The 19,959-nt window shown below is 71.3% G+C and carries 12 protein-coding genes; 7 read left to right on the top strand and 5 right to left on the bottom strand.

Going from position 1 to position 19,959, the window contains the following annotated elements; genetic code table 11:
• Positions 1–53: 53 nt before the first annotated feature.
• Positions 54–4,601: an ATP-dependent helicase gene (locus ACQ0O7_RS21035; RefSeq protein WP_430783839.1), complete on the bottom strand. Its 4,548-nt coding sequence runs from the start codon at positions 4,599–4,601 to the stop codon at positions 54–56.
• 120 nt (positions 4,602–4,721) lie between these two features.
• Between ACQ0O7_RS21035 and ACQ0O7_RS21030 the strand changes: the two genes are divergently transcribed.
• A complete protein-coding gene (locus tag ACQ0O7_RS21030; protein WP_430783838.1) occupies positions 4,722–7,487 on the top strand; it encodes a protein kinase domain-containing protein in 2,766 nt (921 codons plus the stop codon).
• Between the two features lie 474 nt (positions 7,488–7,961).
• Here the strand turns inward: ACQ0O7_RS21030 and leuE are convergent, their stop codons facing one another.
• Positions 7,962–8,615 carry a leucine efflux protein LeuE gene (gene leuE / locus ACQ0O7_RS21025; RefSeq protein ID WP_430783837.1) on the bottom strand — a complete coding sequence of 218 codons (654 nt, stop codon included), beginning with the start codon at positions 8,613–8,615 and terminating at the stop codon, positions 7,962–7,964.
• 29 nt (positions 8,616–8,644) lie between these two features.
• Complete coding sequence (locus ACQ0O7_RS21020) at positions 8,645–9,883, bottom strand: bifunctional pyridoxamine 5'-phosphate oxidase family protein/GNAT family N-acetyltransferase (RefSeq protein WP_430783836.1); 1,239 nt, start codon at positions 9,881–9,883, stop codon at positions 8,645–8,647.
• Positions 9,884–9,955: 72 nt separating this feature from the next.
• Here ACQ0O7_RS21020 and ACQ0O7_RS21015 point away from each other — a divergent pair, with 72 nt between their 5' ends.
• The 6 genes from ACQ0O7_RS21015 (at position 9,956) to rny (ending at position 18,290) form a co-directional block, all read left to right on the top strand.
• Positions 9,956–11,302, top strand: coding sequence for an aminotransferase class I/II-fold pyridoxal phosphate-dependent enzyme (locus ACQ0O7_RS21015; RefSeq protein WP_430783835.1), 1,347 nt, complete (start codon positions 9,956–9,958; stop codon positions 11,300–11,302).
• A 64-nt stretch (positions 11,303–11,366) separates the two neighbouring features.
• The gene (locus ACQ0O7_RS21010) at positions 11,367–12,029 is read left to right on the top strand and encodes a UdgX family uracil-DNA binding protein (protein WP_430783834.1); all 663 of its coding nucleotides are present in this window, start codon (positions 11,367–11,369) and stop codon (positions 12,027–12,029) included.
• Positions 12,030–12,080: 51 nt separating this feature from the next.
• The gene (locus ACQ0O7_RS21005) at positions 12,081–12,281 is read left to right on the top strand and encodes a DUF3046 domain-containing protein (RefSeq protein ID WP_430783833.1); all 201 of its coding nucleotides are present in this window, start codon (positions 12,081–12,083) and stop codon (positions 12,279–12,281) included.
• Positions 12,282–12,476: 195 nt separating this feature from the next.
• Positions 12,477–13,529, top strand: a complete 1,053-nt coding sequence (gene recA / locus ACQ0O7_RS21000) for a recombinase RecA (protein WP_317797347.1) — start codon at positions 12,477–12,479, stop codon at positions 13,527–13,529.
• A 437-nt stretch (positions 13,530–13,966) separates the two neighbouring features.
• Entirely contained in the window at positions 13,967–14,584 is a 618-nt protein-coding gene (locus ACQ0O7_RS20995; RefSeq protein ID WP_430783832.1) for a regulatory protein RecX, read from the top strand.
• Between the two features lie 1,981 nt (positions 14,585–16,565).
• Positions 16,566–18,290, top strand: coding sequence for a ribonuclease Y (gene rny, locus ACQ0O7_RS20990; protein WP_430783831.1), 1,725 nt, complete (start codon positions 16,566–16,568; stop codon positions 18,288–18,290).
• Between the two features lie 4 nt (positions 18,291–18,294).
• Here rny and ACQ0O7_RS20985 read toward each other — a convergent pair whose 3' ends face one another.
• Positions 18,295–19,239, bottom strand: coding sequence for an amino acid ABC transporter permease (locus ACQ0O7_RS20985; protein WP_430783830.1), 945 nt, complete (start codon positions 19,237–19,239; stop codon positions 18,295–18,297).
• Positions 19,236–19,946 carry an amino acid ABC transporter permease gene (locus tag ACQ0O7_RS20980; RefSeq protein WP_430783829.1) on the bottom strand — a complete coding sequence of 237 codons (711 nt, stop codon included), beginning with the start codon at positions 19,944–19,946 and terminating at the stop codon, positions 19,236–19,238. The genes ACQ0O7_RS20985 and ACQ0O7_RS20980 overlap by 4 nt, the downstream gene beginning before the upstream one ends.
• Positions 19,947–19,959 lie beyond the last annotated feature (13 nt).

Raw genomic sequence — 19,959 nt, 5'->3', positions numbered from 1 at the left:
TCTCCCATAGTCGTCACCCCGTCTCGCCGCGCCCGTGATCCGGGCCGTTGTCCTTACGCGCGGAGGCGCAAGCCTCGCGGCGTGGCCCGGAAGCCGGCTGCCGTCAGTGCCTCCCGCAGCGGCGACGTGTGCACGGACTCGCCGTCGGCCCGTTCCACCGACATCGCGCCCATCGCCCCCGACCGCACCGCCCCCGCCAGCCCGTGTGCCGCCCGGGTGAGCGCCTCGATGTCATCGGTGAACGACAGCAGGGTCCGCCCGCCCCGCTCCACGTAGAGCACCAGGTCACCGCCGGCCAGCACGACCAGCGCCCCGGCCTTGCGCCCGGCCCGGTGCCCGGACTTGGCGCCCGGCTCCCCGTCGCCGCTGTCGACAATCCGGTCCGGCCAGGGGAGGGCCGCGCCGTACGGATTGGCCGGATCGGTGGCCGCCAGCACCACCGCCGGTGGCCCGGCCCGGCGGTCCTCGTCGGGTTCGGCGAGGGCCCGCAGCCGGTCGACGGCGCCCGGCACCGCGAACTGTGCCGCGCCGAGCCCTTCGACGAAGTAACCGCGCCGGGCCCCACCGCGCTCCTCCAGCGCGGCCAGCACCGGGTAGACCGCCGCGAACCCGCCGGTCACCCCCTCGGCCACGGCCGCGCCCCGGGTCACCACACCGTGCCGTTCCAGCAGCAGGTCGGCGGTGGCGGCGGCCCGCCGGGTCGGGTCGAGGTCCCGCTCGGGCAGGCGTGACCAGCGCCCGGCCATGTTGGGTGGCCCACCGCGGGCGGGCATCGCCGGGCGGCCGGGGCGACGGTACCGGGATCGGGCCGGGACGGCCTTGGCCCGGTGCGCCCCACTGCCCCCGAGCAGCGCCCGGAGCGGGGCGAACGTGTCGTTGGTCAGATGCCCGGCCCACACCAGATCCCACACCGCTGCGGAGAGCTCGGTGTCGTCGGTCGAACCGGCCCGGTCGGACAGGGACCGGAAGAACAGGGCCTGACCGCCGTCCAGCGCGGCCAGCACCGCCTGATGCAGCGGCCCGGCCGCGAACTCGTCGTCCGGGGGCGGCAGCAGGAGCGGGGCGCTGTCCGCGTATGCCAGAGTGACCCACCCGTCCCCGCCGGTGATCGACCCGGAACCGGCCCACAGCACCTCGCCGGACGCGCACAGCTCGTCGAGTTGCGGGGCCGCGTAGTCGGCCACCCGGGCGGGCAGCACCAGCCGCTCCCACGCCGACGCCGGCACCGCGACACCCTGCACCTGCTCGATGGTGGCGGCCAGCGCGTCCACCCCGCGAGCGTTGCCGCCGACCTGCTGCCACCGGGGCAGGAAGGTGGCCAGCACCCGTGGGGGCACCGGCTCGATCTCGCGGCGCAGCGCGGCCAGCGACCGCCGCCGCAGCATCCGCAGCACCTCGGCGTCGCACCACTCGGAGCCGGCGCCGCCGGGGGAGAACTCGCCGGAGGTGACCCGCCCGGTCGCGCCGAGCCGTTTGAGGGCCTGCTCGACGACGAAGACACCGAGACCGAACCGGGCCGCGCAGGTCGCCGCGGCGAACGGCCCGTGGGTCCGGGCGAAGCGGGCGACCAGGTCACCGAGCGGGTCGGCGACCGGCTCCAGGTAGGCCTCGGGGATGCCGACCGGCAGTGCCACGCCCAGCGCGTCCCGGTAGCGGCCGGCGTCGTCGATGCCGATCCACCGGTCCTCGCCGGCCACCCGGATCCGGATCGCCCGCCGGGCCGCCCCGAGCTCGGTCACCCACTCCTCGGGCACACCCCGGGCGGCCAGCTCGGCCGGTGACAGGTCGCCGAGGAGCCGGAGCAGCTCGGCGGCGTCCTCGGCGTCGCGGGGGGTCCGCTGGGTGGTCAGCCACTGCAGTTGCGCCTCGGTCTCGGCCACCACCGCCGGGTCGAGCAGTTCCCGCAGGTCGACCCGGCCGAGCAGTTCACCGAGCAGCGTCGAGTCGAGTGCCAGCGCGGCGGCCCGGCGCTCGGCCAGTGGGGCGTCCCCCTCATACAGGAAAGCGCCCACATATCCGAACAGCAACGACCGGGCGAACGGTGACGGCCGGGCGGTCTCGGTCTCGACCAGCCGGACCTTGCGGCCGGCGATCTCCCGCATCAGCCCGACCAGCCCCGGCACGTCGAAGACATCCTGGAGGCACTCGCGGGCCGCCTCCAGCGTCACCGGGAAGTCGGCGAACTCGCGGGCCACATCGAGCAACTGGGCCGACCGCTGCCGCTGCTGCCAGAGCGGCTGGCGGCGTTTCGGGTCGCGGCGCGGCAGCAGCAGCGAGCGGGCCGCGCACTCCCGGAACCGCGACGCGAACAGCGCCGACGTGCCGACCGACTCCTCGACGATCTGGACGATCTCCTCCGGGTCGAAGGCCACCAGATCGGTGCCGGGCGGCTCGTCCGCGGTGTCCGGCAGGCGCACCACGATGCCGTCGTCGGAGGGCATCACCTGGCCGTCCACCCCGAACCGCTCGCTCAGCCGCCGGGCGATCGCCAGCGCCCACGGCGCGTTGACCTTGGCGCCCAGCACGCAGTGCACGGTCATCCGCCAGTCGCCCAGCTCGTCGCGGAACCGCTCCACCACGATCGTCCGGTCGTCCGGCAGATGACGGGTGGTCTCGCGCTGCTCCCGCAGGTAGGCCACCAGGTTGCCGGCCGCCCACTCGTCCAGCCCGGACTCGCGCAGCGCGGTGGTGGCGGCGTCGTCCCCGGCCCGGGTCAGGGCCCGCAGCCGGGCGCCGATGGCCCGGCCCAGCTCGATCGGCCGGCCGGGGGAGTCGCCTTTCCAGAACGGCATCCGGGCCGGCGCTCCCGGAGCGGGGGAGACCAGCACCCGGTCCGGAGTGATGTCCTCGATGCGCCAGGACGTCGACCCGAGCAGGAAGACATCGCCGACGCGGGATTCGTACACCATCTCCTCGTCCAGCTCGCCCACCCGCGACGCACGCTCGGAACCGGCCAGGAAGACCCCGAAGGTGCCCCGGTCCGGAATGGTGCCGCCGCTGGTCACGGCCAGGCGCTGGGCGCCGGGGCGACCGGTGAGCTGATCGGTGGACCGGTCCCAGACCAGCCGTGGCCGCAGCTCGGCGAAGGCGGTCGACGGATAGCGGCCGGACAGCATGTCGAGCACCGCGTGCAGTGCCGACGACGGCAGCTCGGCGAACGGCGCGGCCCGCCGGACCAGCGCCGCCAGGTCGTCGACCTGCCACTCGTCCAGGGCGACCATCGCCACGATCTGCTGGGCCAGCACGTCGAGTGGATTGCGGGGACAGCGCAGCTCCTCGATCGCGCCCTCGCCCATCCGCTCCGCCACCACCGCGCAGGACAGCAGGTCACCACGATGCTTGGGGAAGACCACCCCGCGCGAGACCGCACCCACCTGGTGCCCGGCCCGGCCGATGCGCTGCAGTCCGGCCGCGACCGACGGCGGCGCCTCGATCTGGACCACCAGATCGACCGCGCCCATGTCGATGCCCAGCTCCAGGCTGGAGGTCGCCACCACCGCCGGCAGCTGCCCCGACTTCAGCGCCTCCTCGATCTGTTTGCGCTCCTCACGGGAGACGCTGCCGTGGTGGGCGCGGGCCACCACCGGCGGCGCGCCCCGGGTGCCACCGGCCTGGGCCATGATCTCCGCAGGCAGCCGGGAACCGGCGGTGACCAGCGCGGACTCCGGATCGGCGCGCTCCGCGGCCAACTCGTTCAGCCGGGCGCAGAGCCGCTCGGCACCCCGCCGCGAATTCGTGAACACGATCGTCGACCGATGGCCCTCGATCAGGTCGAGGACCCGCTCCTCGACCGCCGGCCAGATCGACGGGGTGTGCCGGCCGGCCCCCGGATCGTCCTGATCGGGGTCGGGCCGCTCGTCCAGCCGGGTCATGTCCTCCACCGGGACCTCGACGGTCACCTCGATGGTCTTGGCGGTGCGCGGCTGCACGATCTCGACATCCCGTGAGCCGCCCAGGAAGCGGGCCGTCTCGTCGATCGGCCGCACCGTGGCGGACAGCCCGATCCGCTGTGCCGGGGTGTCCAGCAGCGCGTCCAGCCGCTCCAGCGAGAGCGCCAGGTGCGCGCCCCGTTTGGTGGCGGCGACCGCGTGCACCTCGTCCAGGATCACCGTCCGGACACCGCGCAGCGACTCCCGCGCCGCCGAGGTCAGCAGCAGGAACAGCGACTCGGGTGTGGTGATCAGAATGTCCGGCGGGGTGCGGGCGAACCCGCGCCGCTCCTCCGCCGGGGTGTCGCCGGTGCGCATCCCGACGGTGATCTCCGGCGGGGGCAGGCCGAGCCGCCCCGCGGCCTGCCGGATCCCGGTCAGCGGCGCCCGCAGGTTGCGCTCCACGTCGACGGCCAGAGCCTTCAGCGGGGAGACATAGAGCACCCGGCAGCGGCGTCGTGGCTCCTCGGGCGGCGGCTCGGCGGCCAGCCGGTCCAGGGACCACAGGAAGGCCGCCAGCGTCTTGCCGGATCCGGTCGGCGCGACCACCAGCGCGTTGCGCCCCGCCCCGACCGCCCGCCACGCCCCCGCCTGGGCTGCGGTGGGCGCGGCGAAGGCGGCCGAGAACCACTCCCTGGTGGCCGGCCCGAACTTCTCCAACACCTCTCGCATGCCTCACATCCTGCCCTCGGGGTACGACAAAAAACGGCCCACGCGGCGACCGGGTGATCGTCGTTCCGTGGGCGGTCTGTGCCTGATTATCCTGATCCCCGACGTGATGGGTGGGTGCCGATGGCGGTCAGGCAGAGACTCGTCGCCGATCGGTACCGCCTCCTGGAACCGGTCGGTGCGGGCGGAATGGGCCGGGTCTGGCTGGCCCGCGACGAGATGCTGCATCGTGACGTGGCCGTCAAAGAGGTCGTCCCACCCGAGTGGATGACCGACGCTGAACAACACCGTCTCCGCGGGCGCACCCTGCGGGAGGCACGCAGCGCGGCCCGGCTCAACCACCCGCACGTGGTCCGGATCTACGACGTGGTGTACGCCGACGGCCAGTCCTGGATCGTCATGGAATACGTCCCGTCCCGCTCGTTGCAGCAGGTCCTGCACGAGGACGGCCCGTACGGCCCGGCCGAGGCGGCCCGGATCGGCCTGGCCGTGCTGGACGCGCTGGCCGCCGCCCACCGGGCCGGCGTGCTGCACCGCGACGTGAAGCCGCACAACGTCCTGATCGGCACCGACGGCCGCGTGGTGCTGACCGATTTCGGCCTGGCCACGTTCGTGGACGACGGCACGGTGACCGCACCCGGCCTGATCGTGGGCTCGCCCCAATACGTCTCCCCGGAACGCGCCCGCGACGGCGCCTCCACCGTCGAATCGGACCTGTGGTCCCTGGGCGCCACGCTGTACGCGGCGGTCGAGGGCCGTTCGCCGTACGCCCGGGAGACCGCGATGGCCACCCTGGCCGCCCTGGCCACCGAGCCCCCCGACCCACCGGTCCGGGCCGGCCCACTGGCCCCGGTCCTCAGCGGCCTGCTCCGCTACCGCCCGGCCAGCCGCCTGACCGCCCCCGAGATCGAACGCCGCCTCCGCATGATCGTCGCCGCCGATCCCCGCGAGATCCCACGCCTGCCCACCCAGCGCACGTCCCCTCGACCCCGTTCCGCCGGTCACCGTCCGCCCATGCCGGTCCCCGAGACACCGGAAACCACCAGACCCCGGAGACCCGCTTTCGGTACGAGGAACAAGCCCCACCCCTCCCCAAGCCCCGAGCCGCCGCCCACTCCACCGGCCCCGACCCCTGACCGGGCCCCCACCACACCACCGGTCCCGCCCTCCACGACACCGCCGGCCCCGCCCTCCACGACACCGCCGGTCCCGAGCCCTGGCTCGGCGCCCATGAGCCCACCCGTCCCACATTCCGGCCCGGTCTCCGAAGTCACCCCCGCACCCGCACCTGCCACCGTGGTCGTGCCGGCGCCCGTGTCCACATCTGAGCCCCCGCACAAGTCCGCGGTGCCGGAGACCGCTCACCCGGAGCGGTCACCCGGTCAGGACCTGGTTCTCGCCGGCCCTCAGCCGAAATCGGCCGTGACGGAAAAGACCCCGCATGACTCTGAGGCAGCACATGCCTCTCATCCAATGCATGTCTCTCGTCCCGCGCATGCCTCCGATACCACGCATGCCTCTCATGCCCCGGGGCCGCCGGGCCGCCGGGCCAGGCGATTCCGAATGACCAGGGCTCGTCTGCTGCTCACCGGCCTGGTCGTGCTGCTGCTGGGAGGCAGCCTGACAGCCGGTTACCTGGCGAAACTGAACCAAACGGGCGTCCAGGTCTTCCTTCCGACCGCACCCGAAAGCGCGACTATGTCGACCCCCGGTGACCGGGCGGTACCGGAACCGCCTCCCGGTTCGCCCACCAGCCATCCGAAGGGGGGCGAACCGCCTGGAACCGGCTCGGCTAGTTCGCCCTCGGGTAAGGGCAGCCCGAACGGGACCAACCCGGTCAGCCCGAAGGGGCCCACCGCAGGGAGCCCAAAGGAGAACATTCCGGGCAGTCATCGCCCAGGCGAAGGCCAGCCGAGCGGCCCGGACGCCGCTGTCGGCCAACCCGCGATGCCTACGGAGTCAAAGCCGCCGACAGCCCTTTCCGGATCCCCACCTTCAGGAACCACGCCCTCGCGTGCCTACCCCTCGGAAACCACGTCCGCGGGAATCGCACCCTCAGGAATCCCATCCTCGGGAACCGCATCACCAGGAACCGCATCACCAGGAACCGCATCATCGGGGGCGACGTCATCGGGGGCGGCACCGCCGGATTCGGCCTCGCCGCCCTCGGCGAAGCCGCGAACCGCGGGTCCAGTGCCGACCTCGCCACCGACATCACGGCCGACCTCGCCGGCCACATCACGGCCGGAGCTCCGGCCGCCGGCGAGCGGGCAGCCGTCTGCGGGGACCGGCTCCCGGAATCCGTCCGCCTCGAAACCCGCGACGCCCGGACAGAGCCCCCGCTACTCACCGGTCCTCTGCGACGCCGCCCCACCCGCCGGCCTGCCGAAGACTCCGCAGAAGGGCGCCACCCGGGGAGTCAACGGCTGGACTCTGCAGTCCGGTTGGTCGTATTTCAGGGACGGCTCCGGTTTCCATCTGGCGGTCCCCGACGGTTGGACCTACCAGCGGATCGGCGGTACCTACTGTTTCCGGAGCCCGGCCAACGCCCGGGTGTTGAGCCTCGACCCGAGCCGTGATCCCGCCTCCGATCCTCTGACGGCGTCCCGTGCCGAGGAGCGCCGGGTGTCCCGCTCGGGCAACCCCGAGGGCTACGACCTGGTCCGTATCGCCGCTGTGCCACTACTGAACAAGGCCGCCGACTGGGAGTTCCGCTACCGCTCCAGAACCGGTGCGCTCCGGCACTCCGGGATCCGCTGGTTCGTGATCGACGGGCGGGCCTACACGCTCGGCTGGAGCACTCCGGCCGAGAACTGGAAGGCCGACCTGGTCAAGATCCAGATGATCCGGGGCACGTTCTACGCCAACCGGAACTCCCCGCCCCGGTGACCACTTGAACGCGGTCCGACTCCGCCCCGCGAGGCGGTGCAAGGGGGTGCGAGACGGTGCGGTGCGAGGTGAAGCGGGGCGGTGCGGGGCGAGGTGCGGTGAGGTGAAGCGAGGCGGTGCGGGGCGAGGTGCGGTGAGGTGAGGCGCGGTGAGGTGAAGTGGTGCGAGACGGCGCGGTGCTAGGTGAAGCGGGGCGGGGGCGGTCAGGCGAGGTGGTGCGAGACGGCGCGGTGCGAGGGAAGCGGGGTGAGCGGTGCGAAGCGAGTACGGGACGAGGCCGGGTGGGGCGGGGTGAAGCGAGCGCGGGATGAGGCTGGGGTGGCGGGCAGGGAGCGGGATGTGGCGAGAGCGAGGCAGGGCGGGGCCGGCAGGGCGGGGTGTAGCAGGGCGAGTTAAGACCGGGCCGCGGTGTGGCAGGCCGGGTGAGGAGGGGTGAGGCGGAACGTGAGAGGCGAGTGGGGTGAGGCGGGGCGGTCAGCTGAGGCTTGCCGTCGCCAGTTTGACGCCGAAGCCGACGAAGAGCGCGCCCACCGCGGTCGTCGCCCCGGCGGTCAGTTTGCGCCGCTGCCGGAACTGTCCCGCGAGGTAACGCCCGCCGAAGATCAGCGCTGACAGGTACAGCGCGCTGAAGAACTGCACGACCGCGCCGAGGACCAGGAACGACAATGCGGGATGTGGGTAACCCGGCTCGACGAACTGGATGAAGAACGACACGAAGAACAGGATCGCCTTCGGGTTGAGCAGGCTGATCACCGCGGCTCTCCGGAACGGCCGCTGCATCCCGGGTGGCGTCTCCCCGGTGGTGGCGGAGGCGATCTCCGAGCGCTGCCGCCAGGTCCGCCAGGAACTGCGGATGATGTTGAGCCCCACCCAGGCCAGGTAGGCGGCGCCCGCCCACTTCAGGACGAGGAACAGCGGCGGATAGGCGTGCAGCAGCGAGGCGACACCCGTGGCGGACAGGATCATCAGCACGGCATCGCCGACGAAGACGCCGAACGCCGCCTGATAGCCCGCCCGGATCCCGCGCTGAGCGCCCACCGAGAGCACGAAGATGGAGTTGGGGCCGGGCAGCAGGATGATCGCCACGACGCCCAGCACGTACGTCCAGAAATCGGTGATGCCGAGCATCGGTCAGCCTCTCCCGGGTCGTGGGCGGGTCATCCGGCCGTCAGTCGTTCGCGCAGCCGCCGGGCCGCGGCCGGCCATTCGTCCGCGGTCATCGCGAACAGTACGGTGTCGCGCCAGCTCCCGTCCGGCCGCTGCCTCTGCCGGCGGATCAGCCCGTCCCGGCTGGCCCCTAGCCGGGCGATGGCGCGCTGGGAGCGCTCGTTGCGAATGTCCGTATACCAGAACACCCGCTCGGCGCCGAGCACGTCGAAGGCCCTCTCCATCAGCAGGAGTTTGGCCTCGGTGTTCACCCCGGTCCGCCACCACCGGCGGCCGACCATGGTGTGGCCGATCCCGAGTGCGCGCTGGGTGGTGTCGATGTCGTGGTAGGTGGTCATCCCGATCACCGCACCGGTGGCCGGGTCGACCTGCGCCCACCCGGAGCGCTGGCCCAGCCACTGGCCGCGCAGAACCCCCTCGACGTCGGCGGCGAACTCCTCCGCCGTACGCGGCCGGGGGGTGGGAATGTGTCGCCAGACCTCCTCGTCGTCGAGGGCATCGAACAGCGCGGGCACATGCCCGGGGGTGAGTGGTTCGAGCCGGACGTGGCGGCCCTCCAGCACGACCGGCGTCTGCCACTCGGACGGGTGGCCGGGCAGATAGGCGGGCGGGGCGGCGGCGACCCCCGGCTCGGTCACCGGTGGGCCGGGCACCACTCGCAGCGGGAGCACCCCCGCCCAGTGCGGCAGCTCCATGTCCTCCGGGTCGTCGATCACCCCGCCGGACCTGGTGCGCACGGACACCTCGGCGAGCGGCAGCGCCAGCACGATGGTCTGGGCGAGCTCCTGACGGTCGGGTGGCCGGCTGTCCGCGGCGCGACCCCGGCCGATCTTGTCGGCCAGGGCGAGGAGCACCCGTAGTTTCTCCGCCTCGTCGGTGACCGGCCGCGCGGTGCCGAGCGCGACCACGGACCGGTAGTTGGCACTGTGACTGAATTGGGAGCGGGCGTAGACCAGACCATCCAGCAGGGTCACCGTCACACACACCGGGACACCGTCGCCACGAGCGGTCAGCCCGAGCCGGGAGCCGGTGGAGCCGTGCAGGTAGAGGGTGTCGTCCACCCGCACGTGCAGGTCGGGCAGGACGCGAGGCTCGCCGTCGACCACAAAACCCACCGCGCAGTCGTACGCCTCGTCGAGGATGGCGTGTGCGGCCTCACGGTCGTAGCTCATCCGCTTGCGGTACCGCGTCGCAGTAGTGCGCGGGGTAGGTGGGTAGAGGGCGGTCATCGAGGCCTCCTCGGGATGACTCCGCTGGTGGAATGCTTGATTTAGCTGTTGTACTAGTACAGAATCCCTCGTGTGGCAGAACAATATCAGGTGAGCGGTGACAGCGCCGCCGAGATTTCGGCCAGCATCGAGTCGGGCATCGTCCGGGGCGACTGGGTGGCCGGCGCCGCGCTGCCCCCGGTCCGGGTCCTGGCCGGTTCCCTGCACGTCAGTCCCGCGACGGTGGCCAAGGCGTACCAGGATCTGCGCCTGCGCGGGGTGATCGAGACCGAGGGGCGGCGTGGCACCCGGGTCCGGTCCCGGCCGGCGGTGGCGGTGTCCCGGGCCGATCTGCGCCCGCCGGTCCCGTCCGGGCTGCGTGATCTCTCCTCCGGAGAGCCCGATCTGCGGTTGTTGCCGTCCCTGGCGCCCGCGCTGACCGCCGCGGGAGAGGAGGAGCGACCACCCCAGGGGTACGCCTCCGCGGTCACGATGCCGGAATTGGTGGATGCCGCAAGACTCCGTCTGCTCGCCGAGGGCATCCCGATCGACATGTCGGATCTGGTGGTCACCTCCGGCGCGCTCGACTCGATCGAGCGGGCACTGGCCGCCCACCTCCGCCCCGGCGACGTCGTGGCGATCGAGGATCCCGGCTGGGCCGCCCTGATCGACCTGCTCGCGGCACTGGGCCTGCGGCCGGCCCCGGTCGCCGTCGACCGGCACGGCCCTGACCCGGTGGCACTGGAGGCCGCGTTGCGGGCCGGCGCCCGGGCCGTGATCGTCACGGTCCGCGCGCAGAACCCGACCGGCGCGGCGGTCGACGCCGAGCGTGCCGAGCGGCTCCGGACTCTGCTCGTCGCCTATCCGGGCGTGCTGGTCATCGAGGATGATCACGCCGCCGAGCTGGCCGAGAACGAGCCGCACTGCATCGGCCCGGTGACCGGTTCCTGGGCGTTCGTCCGCTCCGCGTCCAAGCCGTTCGGTCCCGATCTGCGCATCGCGGTCCTCGCCGGGGACCGGACCACGGTGGCCCGGGTGACCGGGCGGATGCGGATCGGCATGGGCTGGGTCTCCACGATCCTTCAGCGGATGCTGCTGCGACTCTGGCAGGACCCGGCGGTGACCGACCTGGTGGCGGGGGCCGCCCGGACGTACGGCAGGCGCCGCCGTGAGTTGACGGCGGCGCTGCGGGCACAGGGGGTGGAGTCGTTCGGCGACACCGGCATCAACGTGTGGGTCCCGGTGCCGGACGAGACCCGCGCCGTCACCGTGCTGCGGGACCGGGGCTGGGCGGTGGCGCCGGGAGCTATCTTCCGGATCGGTTCCGCGCCGGGGATCCGCGTCACGATCAGCACGCTCGCGCACGAGGAGACGGCTGACCTGGCCCGGGCGATCGCGGCGGCGGTCCAGCCGGCCGGCACCGGCCATCCGATGCGATGACCGGGGTACGCCGTACGGGGCGGCCCGCCCGCGTTCTGTCGGAGGCGGCGGGTAGAACGGTGCCATGCAATGGACGGGAGCGCCGGTCGGCGCGCAGCAGTGGGTGCCGCCGCACCCTCGGGGCATCGATGAGCTGAAGTCGTCGGCGGCCGATTGTCACGGCTGTGAGCTGCATCAGGACGCGACCCAGACGGTCTTCGGCCGGGGCGCGCCGCACGCCCGGATCGTCTTCGTGGGCGAGCAGCCCGGTGATGTCGAGGACCAGCGGGGCCTGCCCTTCGTGGGTCCGGCCGGGCGGCTGCTCCGCGAGGCGGTGGACGACGCCGGGATCGATCCCGCTGAGTTGTACATCACCAATGCCGTCAAACACTTCCGGTTCGAGGCGCGGGGGAGCCGGCGGATCCACCAGACGCCCGGGCCGGCCCACATCACCGCCTGCCGGCCCTGGTTGGTGGCCGAGTTCTCGCTGCTCAAGCCGGAGCTGGTGGTGATCCTCGGCGCGACCGCGGGCAAGGCCCTGCTCGGTCCGTCGTTCCGGGTGACCCGGGCGCGCGGGCAGTTGATGCCGTGGCCGGCCTCCGCGCAGCACCCGGAGGACTTCCCGGTGGCCGACATCCAGGCGCTGGCCACCATCCACCCGTCCGCGGTGCTGCGGGCGGACGACCGCGAGGCGGCGTACGGCGGCCTGGTCGACGATCTCCGGATCGCGGCGCGGGCGGTCGCCTGACTCCGATTCGCGAGGCGTGATCGTCCGGTGGTGCGTGGGTACCCTTTTCCGGTGCGTCTGACAGATTTCTGGGAACGACTGGAGCAGAGCTTCGGGCCGGCCTACGCCCGCAGCATCGCCGCCGATCACGCCTTTACGGAACTCGGCGGCCGGACGATAGACGAGGCCATCACTAAGGGTGTTGAAACGGCTACGATCTGGCGCGCGGTGGTTGCGGCATACCCCGATCGGGTGCCCTCGCAACTACGCTGAGCTGCTTTCGAACATCCGTTCTGGCGTGTCGGTCGATCGTCGTACAGGTGTTCGGCTATTGTCCACAGCGGCTCGGTCATCCACAGCACACGACGGGGCGGAGGATTTTTGTCGTACCCCTCGCCTACCGTGGCGACCGTGGTGAACAAAAGCTCGTCGACGAAGAACGCGAAGTCGAATACAGGGGTGGCGGGAATGGCGGCAGGAACACCTGATCGGGAGAAAGCGCTCGAGCTAGCGCTGGCACAGATCGACAAGCAGTTCGGCAAGGGCTCGGTGATGAGGCTCGGGGAGCGGCCGGTCCAGCAGATGGCCGTCATCCCCACCAGCTCCATCGCCCTCGATGTGGCGCTCGGCGTCGGCGGTCTGCCGCGCGGTCGTGTCATCGAGGTCTACGGTCCCGAGTCGAGCGGTAAGACGACGGTGGCCCTGCACGCCGTGGCCAACGCGCAGAAGGCCGGCGGCCTGGCGGCGTTCATCGACGCCGAGCACGCCCTCGACCCGGAGTACGCACGCGCCCTCGGTGTCGACACCGACGCCCTGCTGGTCTCCCAGCCGGACACCGGTGAGCAGGCGCTCGAGATCGCGGACATGCTGATCCGCTCCGGAGCTCTCGACATCATCGTCATCGACTCGGTGGCCGCCCTCGTGCCGCGTGCCGAGATCGAGGGTGAGATGGGCGACAGCCACGTCGGTCTCCAGGCCCGCCTGATGAGCCAGGCGCTGCGGAAGATCACCGGTATCCTCAACAACTCCGGGACCACCGCGATCTTCATCAACCAGCTCCGCGAGAAGATCGGCGTGATGTTCGGCTCGCCCGAGACCACGACCGGTGGTCGCGCGCTGAAGTTCTACGCGTCGGTCCGTCTCGACGTCCGGCGCATCGAGGCCCTGAAGGACGGCACCGACGTCGTCGGCAACCGGACCCGCGTCAAGGTCGTCAAGAACAAGGTGGCCGCGCCGTTCAAGCAGGCCGAGTTCGACATCATGTACGGCAAGGGCATCTCCCGTGAGGGTTCGCTCATCGACGTCGGTGTGGAGCAGAGCATCATCCGCAAGTCCGGTGCCTGGTACACGTATGACGGCGACCAGCTCGGCCAGGGCAAGGAGAAGGCCCGGGAATTCCTCAAGGAGAACCCGGACGTCGCCGCCGAGATCGAGAAGAAGATCCTGGAGAAGCTCGGTGTCGGCCAGGCCGGCGCCGGCGATGCGGCCGGTGGTCCCGAGCTGCCGCCGGTCGACTTCTGATCCGGTAACCCGCGATGGCCGGACGACGTGGTGCACGGTCGGGGCGAGGATGGGATGCCATTCCGCCCCGGCCCAGCATCGATCCAGAGGGTGACGACACCGGTGAGCCTCGGCGCGCCTCCGCGCGCCGGGGTCGCCGCGATCTTCCAGGCTCGGGCCCGTCCGCGGAGCCCGGCCAGGAAAGCTCTGGCGGGCGGGTGCGCGCGAGTCTGCCCTGGTCCAACGCTTCAGGCCGATCCGCTGCGGGTCTGTCCGGAGCCGAGGTCTCCGGCGGATCCGGTGTGGGCTTGCCCTGGGGCGATGCTTCCGATGGGGCTGGTGCCGGCCCACCCGGGGCTGAGCGTTCCGGCCGAGCCGGTGCCGGCCTGCCGTGGAGCGACTCTCCCGGCGGCTCCGGTGCCGGCCTGCCGTGGAGTGACTCTCCCGGCGGATCCGGTGTGGGGCCGTCCCGGAAGGAGGCTTCCGGCGGGGGTGCTCGTGGTGGAGGTGCTCGTGGTGGGGGCGCGGGCCGGAATGAGCCGCCACGGAGCGAGTCCGAGATCGCGCGGGAGATCTGTCTGCGGCAACTCGCGGTTCGGCCGCGGACCCGCGCCGAGCTGACCAAGGTCCTGATCCGCAAGGAGATCTCGGAAGAGGTGATCGCCGAGGTTCTCGACCGGTACGACGAGGTCGGCATCATCGACGACGCGGCCTTCGCCCGTGCCTGGGTGTCCAGCCGGCATCACGGCAAAGGGCTGGCCCGGCGGGCGCTCGCCAACGAGTTGCGGCAGCGTGGTGTCGACGCCGAGGTGGCCGACGAGGCTCTGGAGACGGTTGACGAAGAGGCCGAGGCGGCTGCGGCACGGGCGCTTGTCGACCGCAAGCTGCGCACCGCGCGAGGCGAACCGGACGCGATCTTCCGCCGGTTGGTGGCGATGCTCGCGCGTAAGGGCTATCCGGCCGGCATCGCGATCCGGGCCGTGAAAGACGCGCTGGCCGCCCGGGACGCGGAGGCGGCCGAGTTCGCCGACGCGCTCGACGCCGACGCCCTGGCGGACGAGTCCACCGGCCTCTGAGCCGCGGGACCGAGGCCGGTTGGCGGCGCGGGATCAACCCGGAGACGCGGGTCCCCGAGGTCCAGGACTGCCCGGGAGATCCGGACTGCCCGGGAGATCCGGACTGCCCGGGAGATCCGGACTGCCCGGGAGATCCGGACTGCCCGGGAGATCCGGACTGCCCGGGAGATCCGGACCGCCGGGAGTTGCGGGACTGCCTGAAGAGGTGGGTCTCACGGCCGTGGAGACGGTGGCGGTGGGTGTTGTGGGCTTGATTACCCCGTACCGCGGCAGGGGTTGGCGTTGCGGTCGGGTCTTGGGGGCGTCGCCGATATAGTTCCGATGTGAGGAATGCTCCTCTGGTACCTATTCGGCGGGATATCACTCGGCGGTTTTGTGGGCGGGATGACTGATACGCTCCGTCACCACCTTCATCTGTCACGCTCCGTGTCGCCGACGTTGGTGCGGCGGAGATGGCGATGATGGTCGCGGCGAGATCAACGTGGCGTGATCACACGGTACGTCGGGAATGTCCCGTGGGATCGTGAGCTGGGCGTAAGCAAGTCTGTGCCGTACGTCCCATCCGCTGCCGAATCATGAGTCCTTGACCGAACCGGTGCTTGCGACCTAACCTCGCGTTACACAAGGTTTGTTCGACCATCGCATGCAACAGGCACAACATAGATCGCATTACATTACGGCATCACTTGAGCGGTCAGCCGCTCGGGCGATGCCTCTGTCAGCCGCTGACCGCGCGGCTGACGGCGCGACATACCGGCGGTCAACCCCACAACTCCACACACTCCTGATCGAGCGGCTGACGGCCGGCTCACCGGTGGGCGATTCGTGCCGGACCGGGGGAATCACCGGGCGTCTCGGGCGGCGACATCCGCCCGAGGCATCGCTGTATCCCACGGACGGTAACGAACCATCCCGTTCGGTGAGACGACTGCCAAGGCGTGGCTACGCAGGGAGACATCGCACGGGCGATCACTCGGTGATCTTCGGGCGGTGTCGACCGGGTGGTGGCCTCGGCGGGCGGAGCCGGGGCGAACGTCGAGACAACGGCGTTCGACCAGGCACCACAAGTCGGGCATCCGGTGGCGACGAGGCGTCCGGCCGGTTCACACCGGATCGAGCCTCAGCCCGTCGGCCGAAGGCGAACGCGACAAGCGTGAGCCGATGGCTGATAAGCGACCCGCCGGAAGCCGGAAGCCGGAAGCCGGAAGCCGGAAGCCGGAAGCCGGAAGCCAGCAGCCGGAAGCCAGCAGCCGGAAGCCAGCAGCCGGAAGCCAGCAGCCGGAAGCCAGCAGCCGGAAGCCAGCAGCCAGCCGAAAGCCGGATGGAAGCAGGATGCCGAAAGGCAGCCGGAAGCCAGGGCTGCGGCCAAAGGCAGCCGGTTCACCGGACGCCGGACGACCGGCAGGTGATCCACCGGATGCCGGCCGAAAGCTGACGGGTGCCGCCGACCGGTAACGGTCAGGCGATCCACCAACCGGCGGGTGATCCACCAACCGGCGGGTGATCCACCAACCGGCGGGTGATCCACCAACCGGCGGGTGATCCGCGGGCTGGCGGGTGATCTGCAAGCTGGCAACCGGTGGGTGGCCCAGCGGGCGGACCGCTCGAACGTCCCGGACGTGCCGAAGTCAGGCCGGGCGACGCCGGATGGTGTCGGCCGACCAGCCTGGCCCGGAGCGACCGGACAGCTGTGACCGGGACGGTCGCGGCCGGACGGCGCACGTCTGCGGCGGCGCCTGGGACAGCCATGGCCGGAGATCGGCCCGGATCGGGCGGGAACCGCACCGGCTGTGCGATCGCGGTGATCGCGAGCCGGGCGGGCGAGGCCGTTCGGACGGAGACTGGAGGCTCGGGGTGGCCGAAGGCGGGTCGCGTACGTAAGGGCCCGTTGCCGCCCGCGGTCAGCTGCCTTGGTCGGGCATCCCGTAGAGATGCTCGCGCGCGTGTGCACCGCGCCGGCGGCGAAGGGAGACGCGGCGACATGGATCCCGTGGACTGGGTGCTCGTGGTTGCGATCATCGTGCTTGCCGCACTGGTGATAGCCGGGCTGTTCCTCGGTACCCGGGCGCTGCGCCAGCTCCGCTCCGACCGCCAGGTGGCCCAGGAGCGTCAGGACCAGGCGGTCGGCGACGCCCAGGCGAAGGTCGAGGACGCGAACGCCAAGGCCGCTTCGGTACGGGCGGAGACCGCCGCCGCGAAGGCCGAGGCCAGTGCCGCACGGGCGGAGGCGCGCCGGGTGCTGGAGACGGCGCACGGTGAGGCCGACACGATTCTGGAGCACGCCCACCGGCAGGCCGAGACGGACGCCGAGCAGTTGCGGGCGGCCGCCCGCCGGTCCGGTGAGCGGGAGATCGCCCTGCTGAACGCCACCGTGAAGGAACAGTCGGCGGAGGTGGAGCGCCGGGCGGCGCGGATCGACGAGCGGGAGCGCCTGCACGGCGAGGAGGTGGAGCGCCTGGTGGAGCGGGAGCGCCGCCTGGCCGCCCTGGAGTCGGATCTGTCGAAGCGGGAGTCGGCCCTGTCGCGTCGTGAGGCGGAGCTGGCGAAGGCGGAGGAGGCCAAGCGCCGGGAGCTGGAGCGGATCGCCGGGTTGACGGTGGAGACCGCGAAGGGCGAGCTGATCGAGGCGATCGAGGGCCAGGCGAAGCGGGAGGCGGCGATCCTGGTCCGGGACATCGAGACCGAGGCGAAGAGCACCGCGGACACCCGGGCCCGGCACATCGTGGTGGACGCGATTCAGCGGATCGCGAGTGAGCAGACCGCGGAGAGCGTGGTCAGTGTGCTGCATCTGCCGAGTGACGAGATGAAGGGCCGGATCATCGGCCGTGAGGGCCGCAACATCCGGGCGTTCGAGTCGACCACCGGGGTGAACCTGATCATCGACGACACTCCGGAGGCGGTGCTGCTGTCCTGCTTCGATCCGGTGCGCCGGGAGGTGGGCCGGCTGACGCTGGAGAAGCTGGTGCTGGACGGGCGGATTCACCCGCACCGGATCGAGGAGGTTTTCGAGAGCGCCAAGAACGAGGTGGACCGGCTCTGTGACCGGGCCGCCGAGGAGGCGCTCGTCGATGTGGGGATCACCAGCATCCACCCGGAGATGGTGAAGTTGCTGGGCCGCCTGCGGTACCGGACGAGTTACGGCCAGAACGTGCTGAAGCACCTGGTGGAGACCGCGCACATCGCCGGGATCATGGCGGCTGAGCTGCGGCTGGACGTGCCGACGATGAAGCGGGCGGCGTTCCTGCACGACATCGGCAAGGCGCTTACCCACGAGGTGGAGGGCTCGCACGCGCTGATCGGCGCTGATCTGGCCCGCAAGTACGGCGAGCACGAGGACATCGTGCACGCGATCGAGGCGCACCACAACGAGGTGCCGCCGCAGACCATCGAGGCGGTGCTGACGCAGGCGTCGGACGCGTGCTCCGGGGGCCGGCCGGGTGCCCGGCGGGAGAGCCTGGAGGCGTACGTCAAGCGGCTGGAGCGGATCGAGGAGATCGCCGGCGGCAAGCTGGGCGTGGAGAAGGTCTTCGCCATGCAGGCGGGCCGGGAGATCCGGGTGATGGTGCGGCCGGACGACATCGACGACATCGGCGCCGCGGTGCTGGCCCGGGATGTGGCCAAGCAGATCGAGGAGGAGCTGACCTATCCGGGCCAGATCCGGGTCACCGTGGTCCGTGAGTCCAGGGTGACGGAGCTGGCCCGGTAGCGGGTCAGACGGCCGCGCCGGTTTCGACGGTGGCGGGAGCAACCGGCAGGTCGGCGGTCTTGCGGCCGCGGGCGAGACGGTGCTGGACGTACTGGGCGAGTTTCGACAGCGAGTAGTTGACCAGGATGAACAGCACCGCGATCACCACGTACACCTGGATCGGGTTGCTCAGCACGCCGATGATCTGCTTGCCGATGTTCAGCGTCTCCTCGTAGGAGATGATGAAGCCGAGCGAGGTGTCCTTGAGGACCACCACGAGCTGGCTGATCAGCGCCGGCAGCATGATCCGGAACGCCTGCGGCAGCAGGATCAGGCTGGTCGTCTGGAACGGTGAGAGCCCGATCGCGACGGCCGCCTCGCGCTGGCCGGGCGGCAGGCCCTCCATGCCGGAGCGCAGGATCTCGGCGATCACCACGCCGTTGTAGATGGTCAGGCCGATCACCAGATACCACAGGGTGTCCATGGTGATGCCGAACTCGGGGAAGCCGCGGGCCACGAAGAAGATCGTGATGACCACCGGGAGGCCCCGGAAGACCTCGACGCAGACCCGGGTGAGCCCGGCCAGGCCGACGCTGAGCCCGCGCAGCAGGTACGACAGGGGCAGCGCGGAGCCGGTGAACCTGCGGGTGGCCAGGCTCTTGAGCTGGATCCGCAGGATGGCCACCAGGGTGCCGATGATCAGCGACGCGATGATCGCCAGTACGGCGGCGATCAGGGTGTTCTGCACGCCGACCCAGATCCGGGCCCAGACCAGGCTGAAGTTCTCGTTCGAGGGGTCGATCAGCGGACCCCACAGTTCCATGTCCAGCTGCCCCTTCTCGTCGAGGGGCTGGTAGACCAGGAAATACCCGCCGGCCAGCACGAGCAGGGTGGCCAGCACGCTGATGATCAGGGTGAGCCGCCGCTGCCGGGGGCCGGGGATGTCGTAGAGGACGGTCTGCTGGCTCATCGGGCCGCCACCGCCTGCCGCCGCTCGATCCGGTCCAGGAGGGCCCCGAGGGGGACGGTCATGATCAGGTATCCGATCGAGATGCCGATGGCGACGGGGACGAAGGGGTAGCCCTCGGCTCCGGTGAGCTGGTCCGCGCTGGCGGAGAGGTCGCCCACGACGCCGAAGAAGCCGATCAGCGCCGAGTTCTTGATCATCGCGATGATGACCGAGCCGAGCGGCACGATCGAGGCCTTCCAGGACTGCGGCAGCACCACATACCGCAGGTTCTGGCCGAAGGTGAGGCCCAGCGAGCGGGCCGCCTCGGCCTGGCCGGGCGAGACCGCGTTGACGCCGGAGCGCAGCGCCTCACAGACGAACGCGGCGGTGTAGAGCACCAGCGCGATCAGGGCGAAGCGGAAGTACGGCAGGTCGGTGCCGAGCCGGGTGAAGATCTGGTCGATCACCGGGATGCGCAGGAAGTCGGCGTTGGAGCCGAGCACCGGCAGCCCGAAGGCGGCGAAGAACATCACCACGGTCAGTGGCATGTTCCGGAAGATCGTGACGTACGCGGTGCCGATGCCCCGCAGCGGGGGCACCGGCGAGATGCGGAGGACCGCCACGACGGCGCCCAGGACGAGGGCGCCGATCGCAGCGAGCACGCAGATCTGGAAGGTGAGCCAGAAACCGCCCGCGAAGACGTCGAACTTGTCAACTAACACACTCACGGGCGGAAACTCC

It is taken from the genome of Actinoplanes sp. G11-F43, assembly GCF_050589265.1.
In the GTDB taxonomy this organism is placed as follows: Bacteria; Actinomycetota; Actinomycetes; order Mycobacteriales; family Micromonosporaceae; genus Actinoplanes.
Note: the sequence above shows the minus strand (reverse complement) of the source record. Positions and strands in the feature narration are given on the sequence as shown.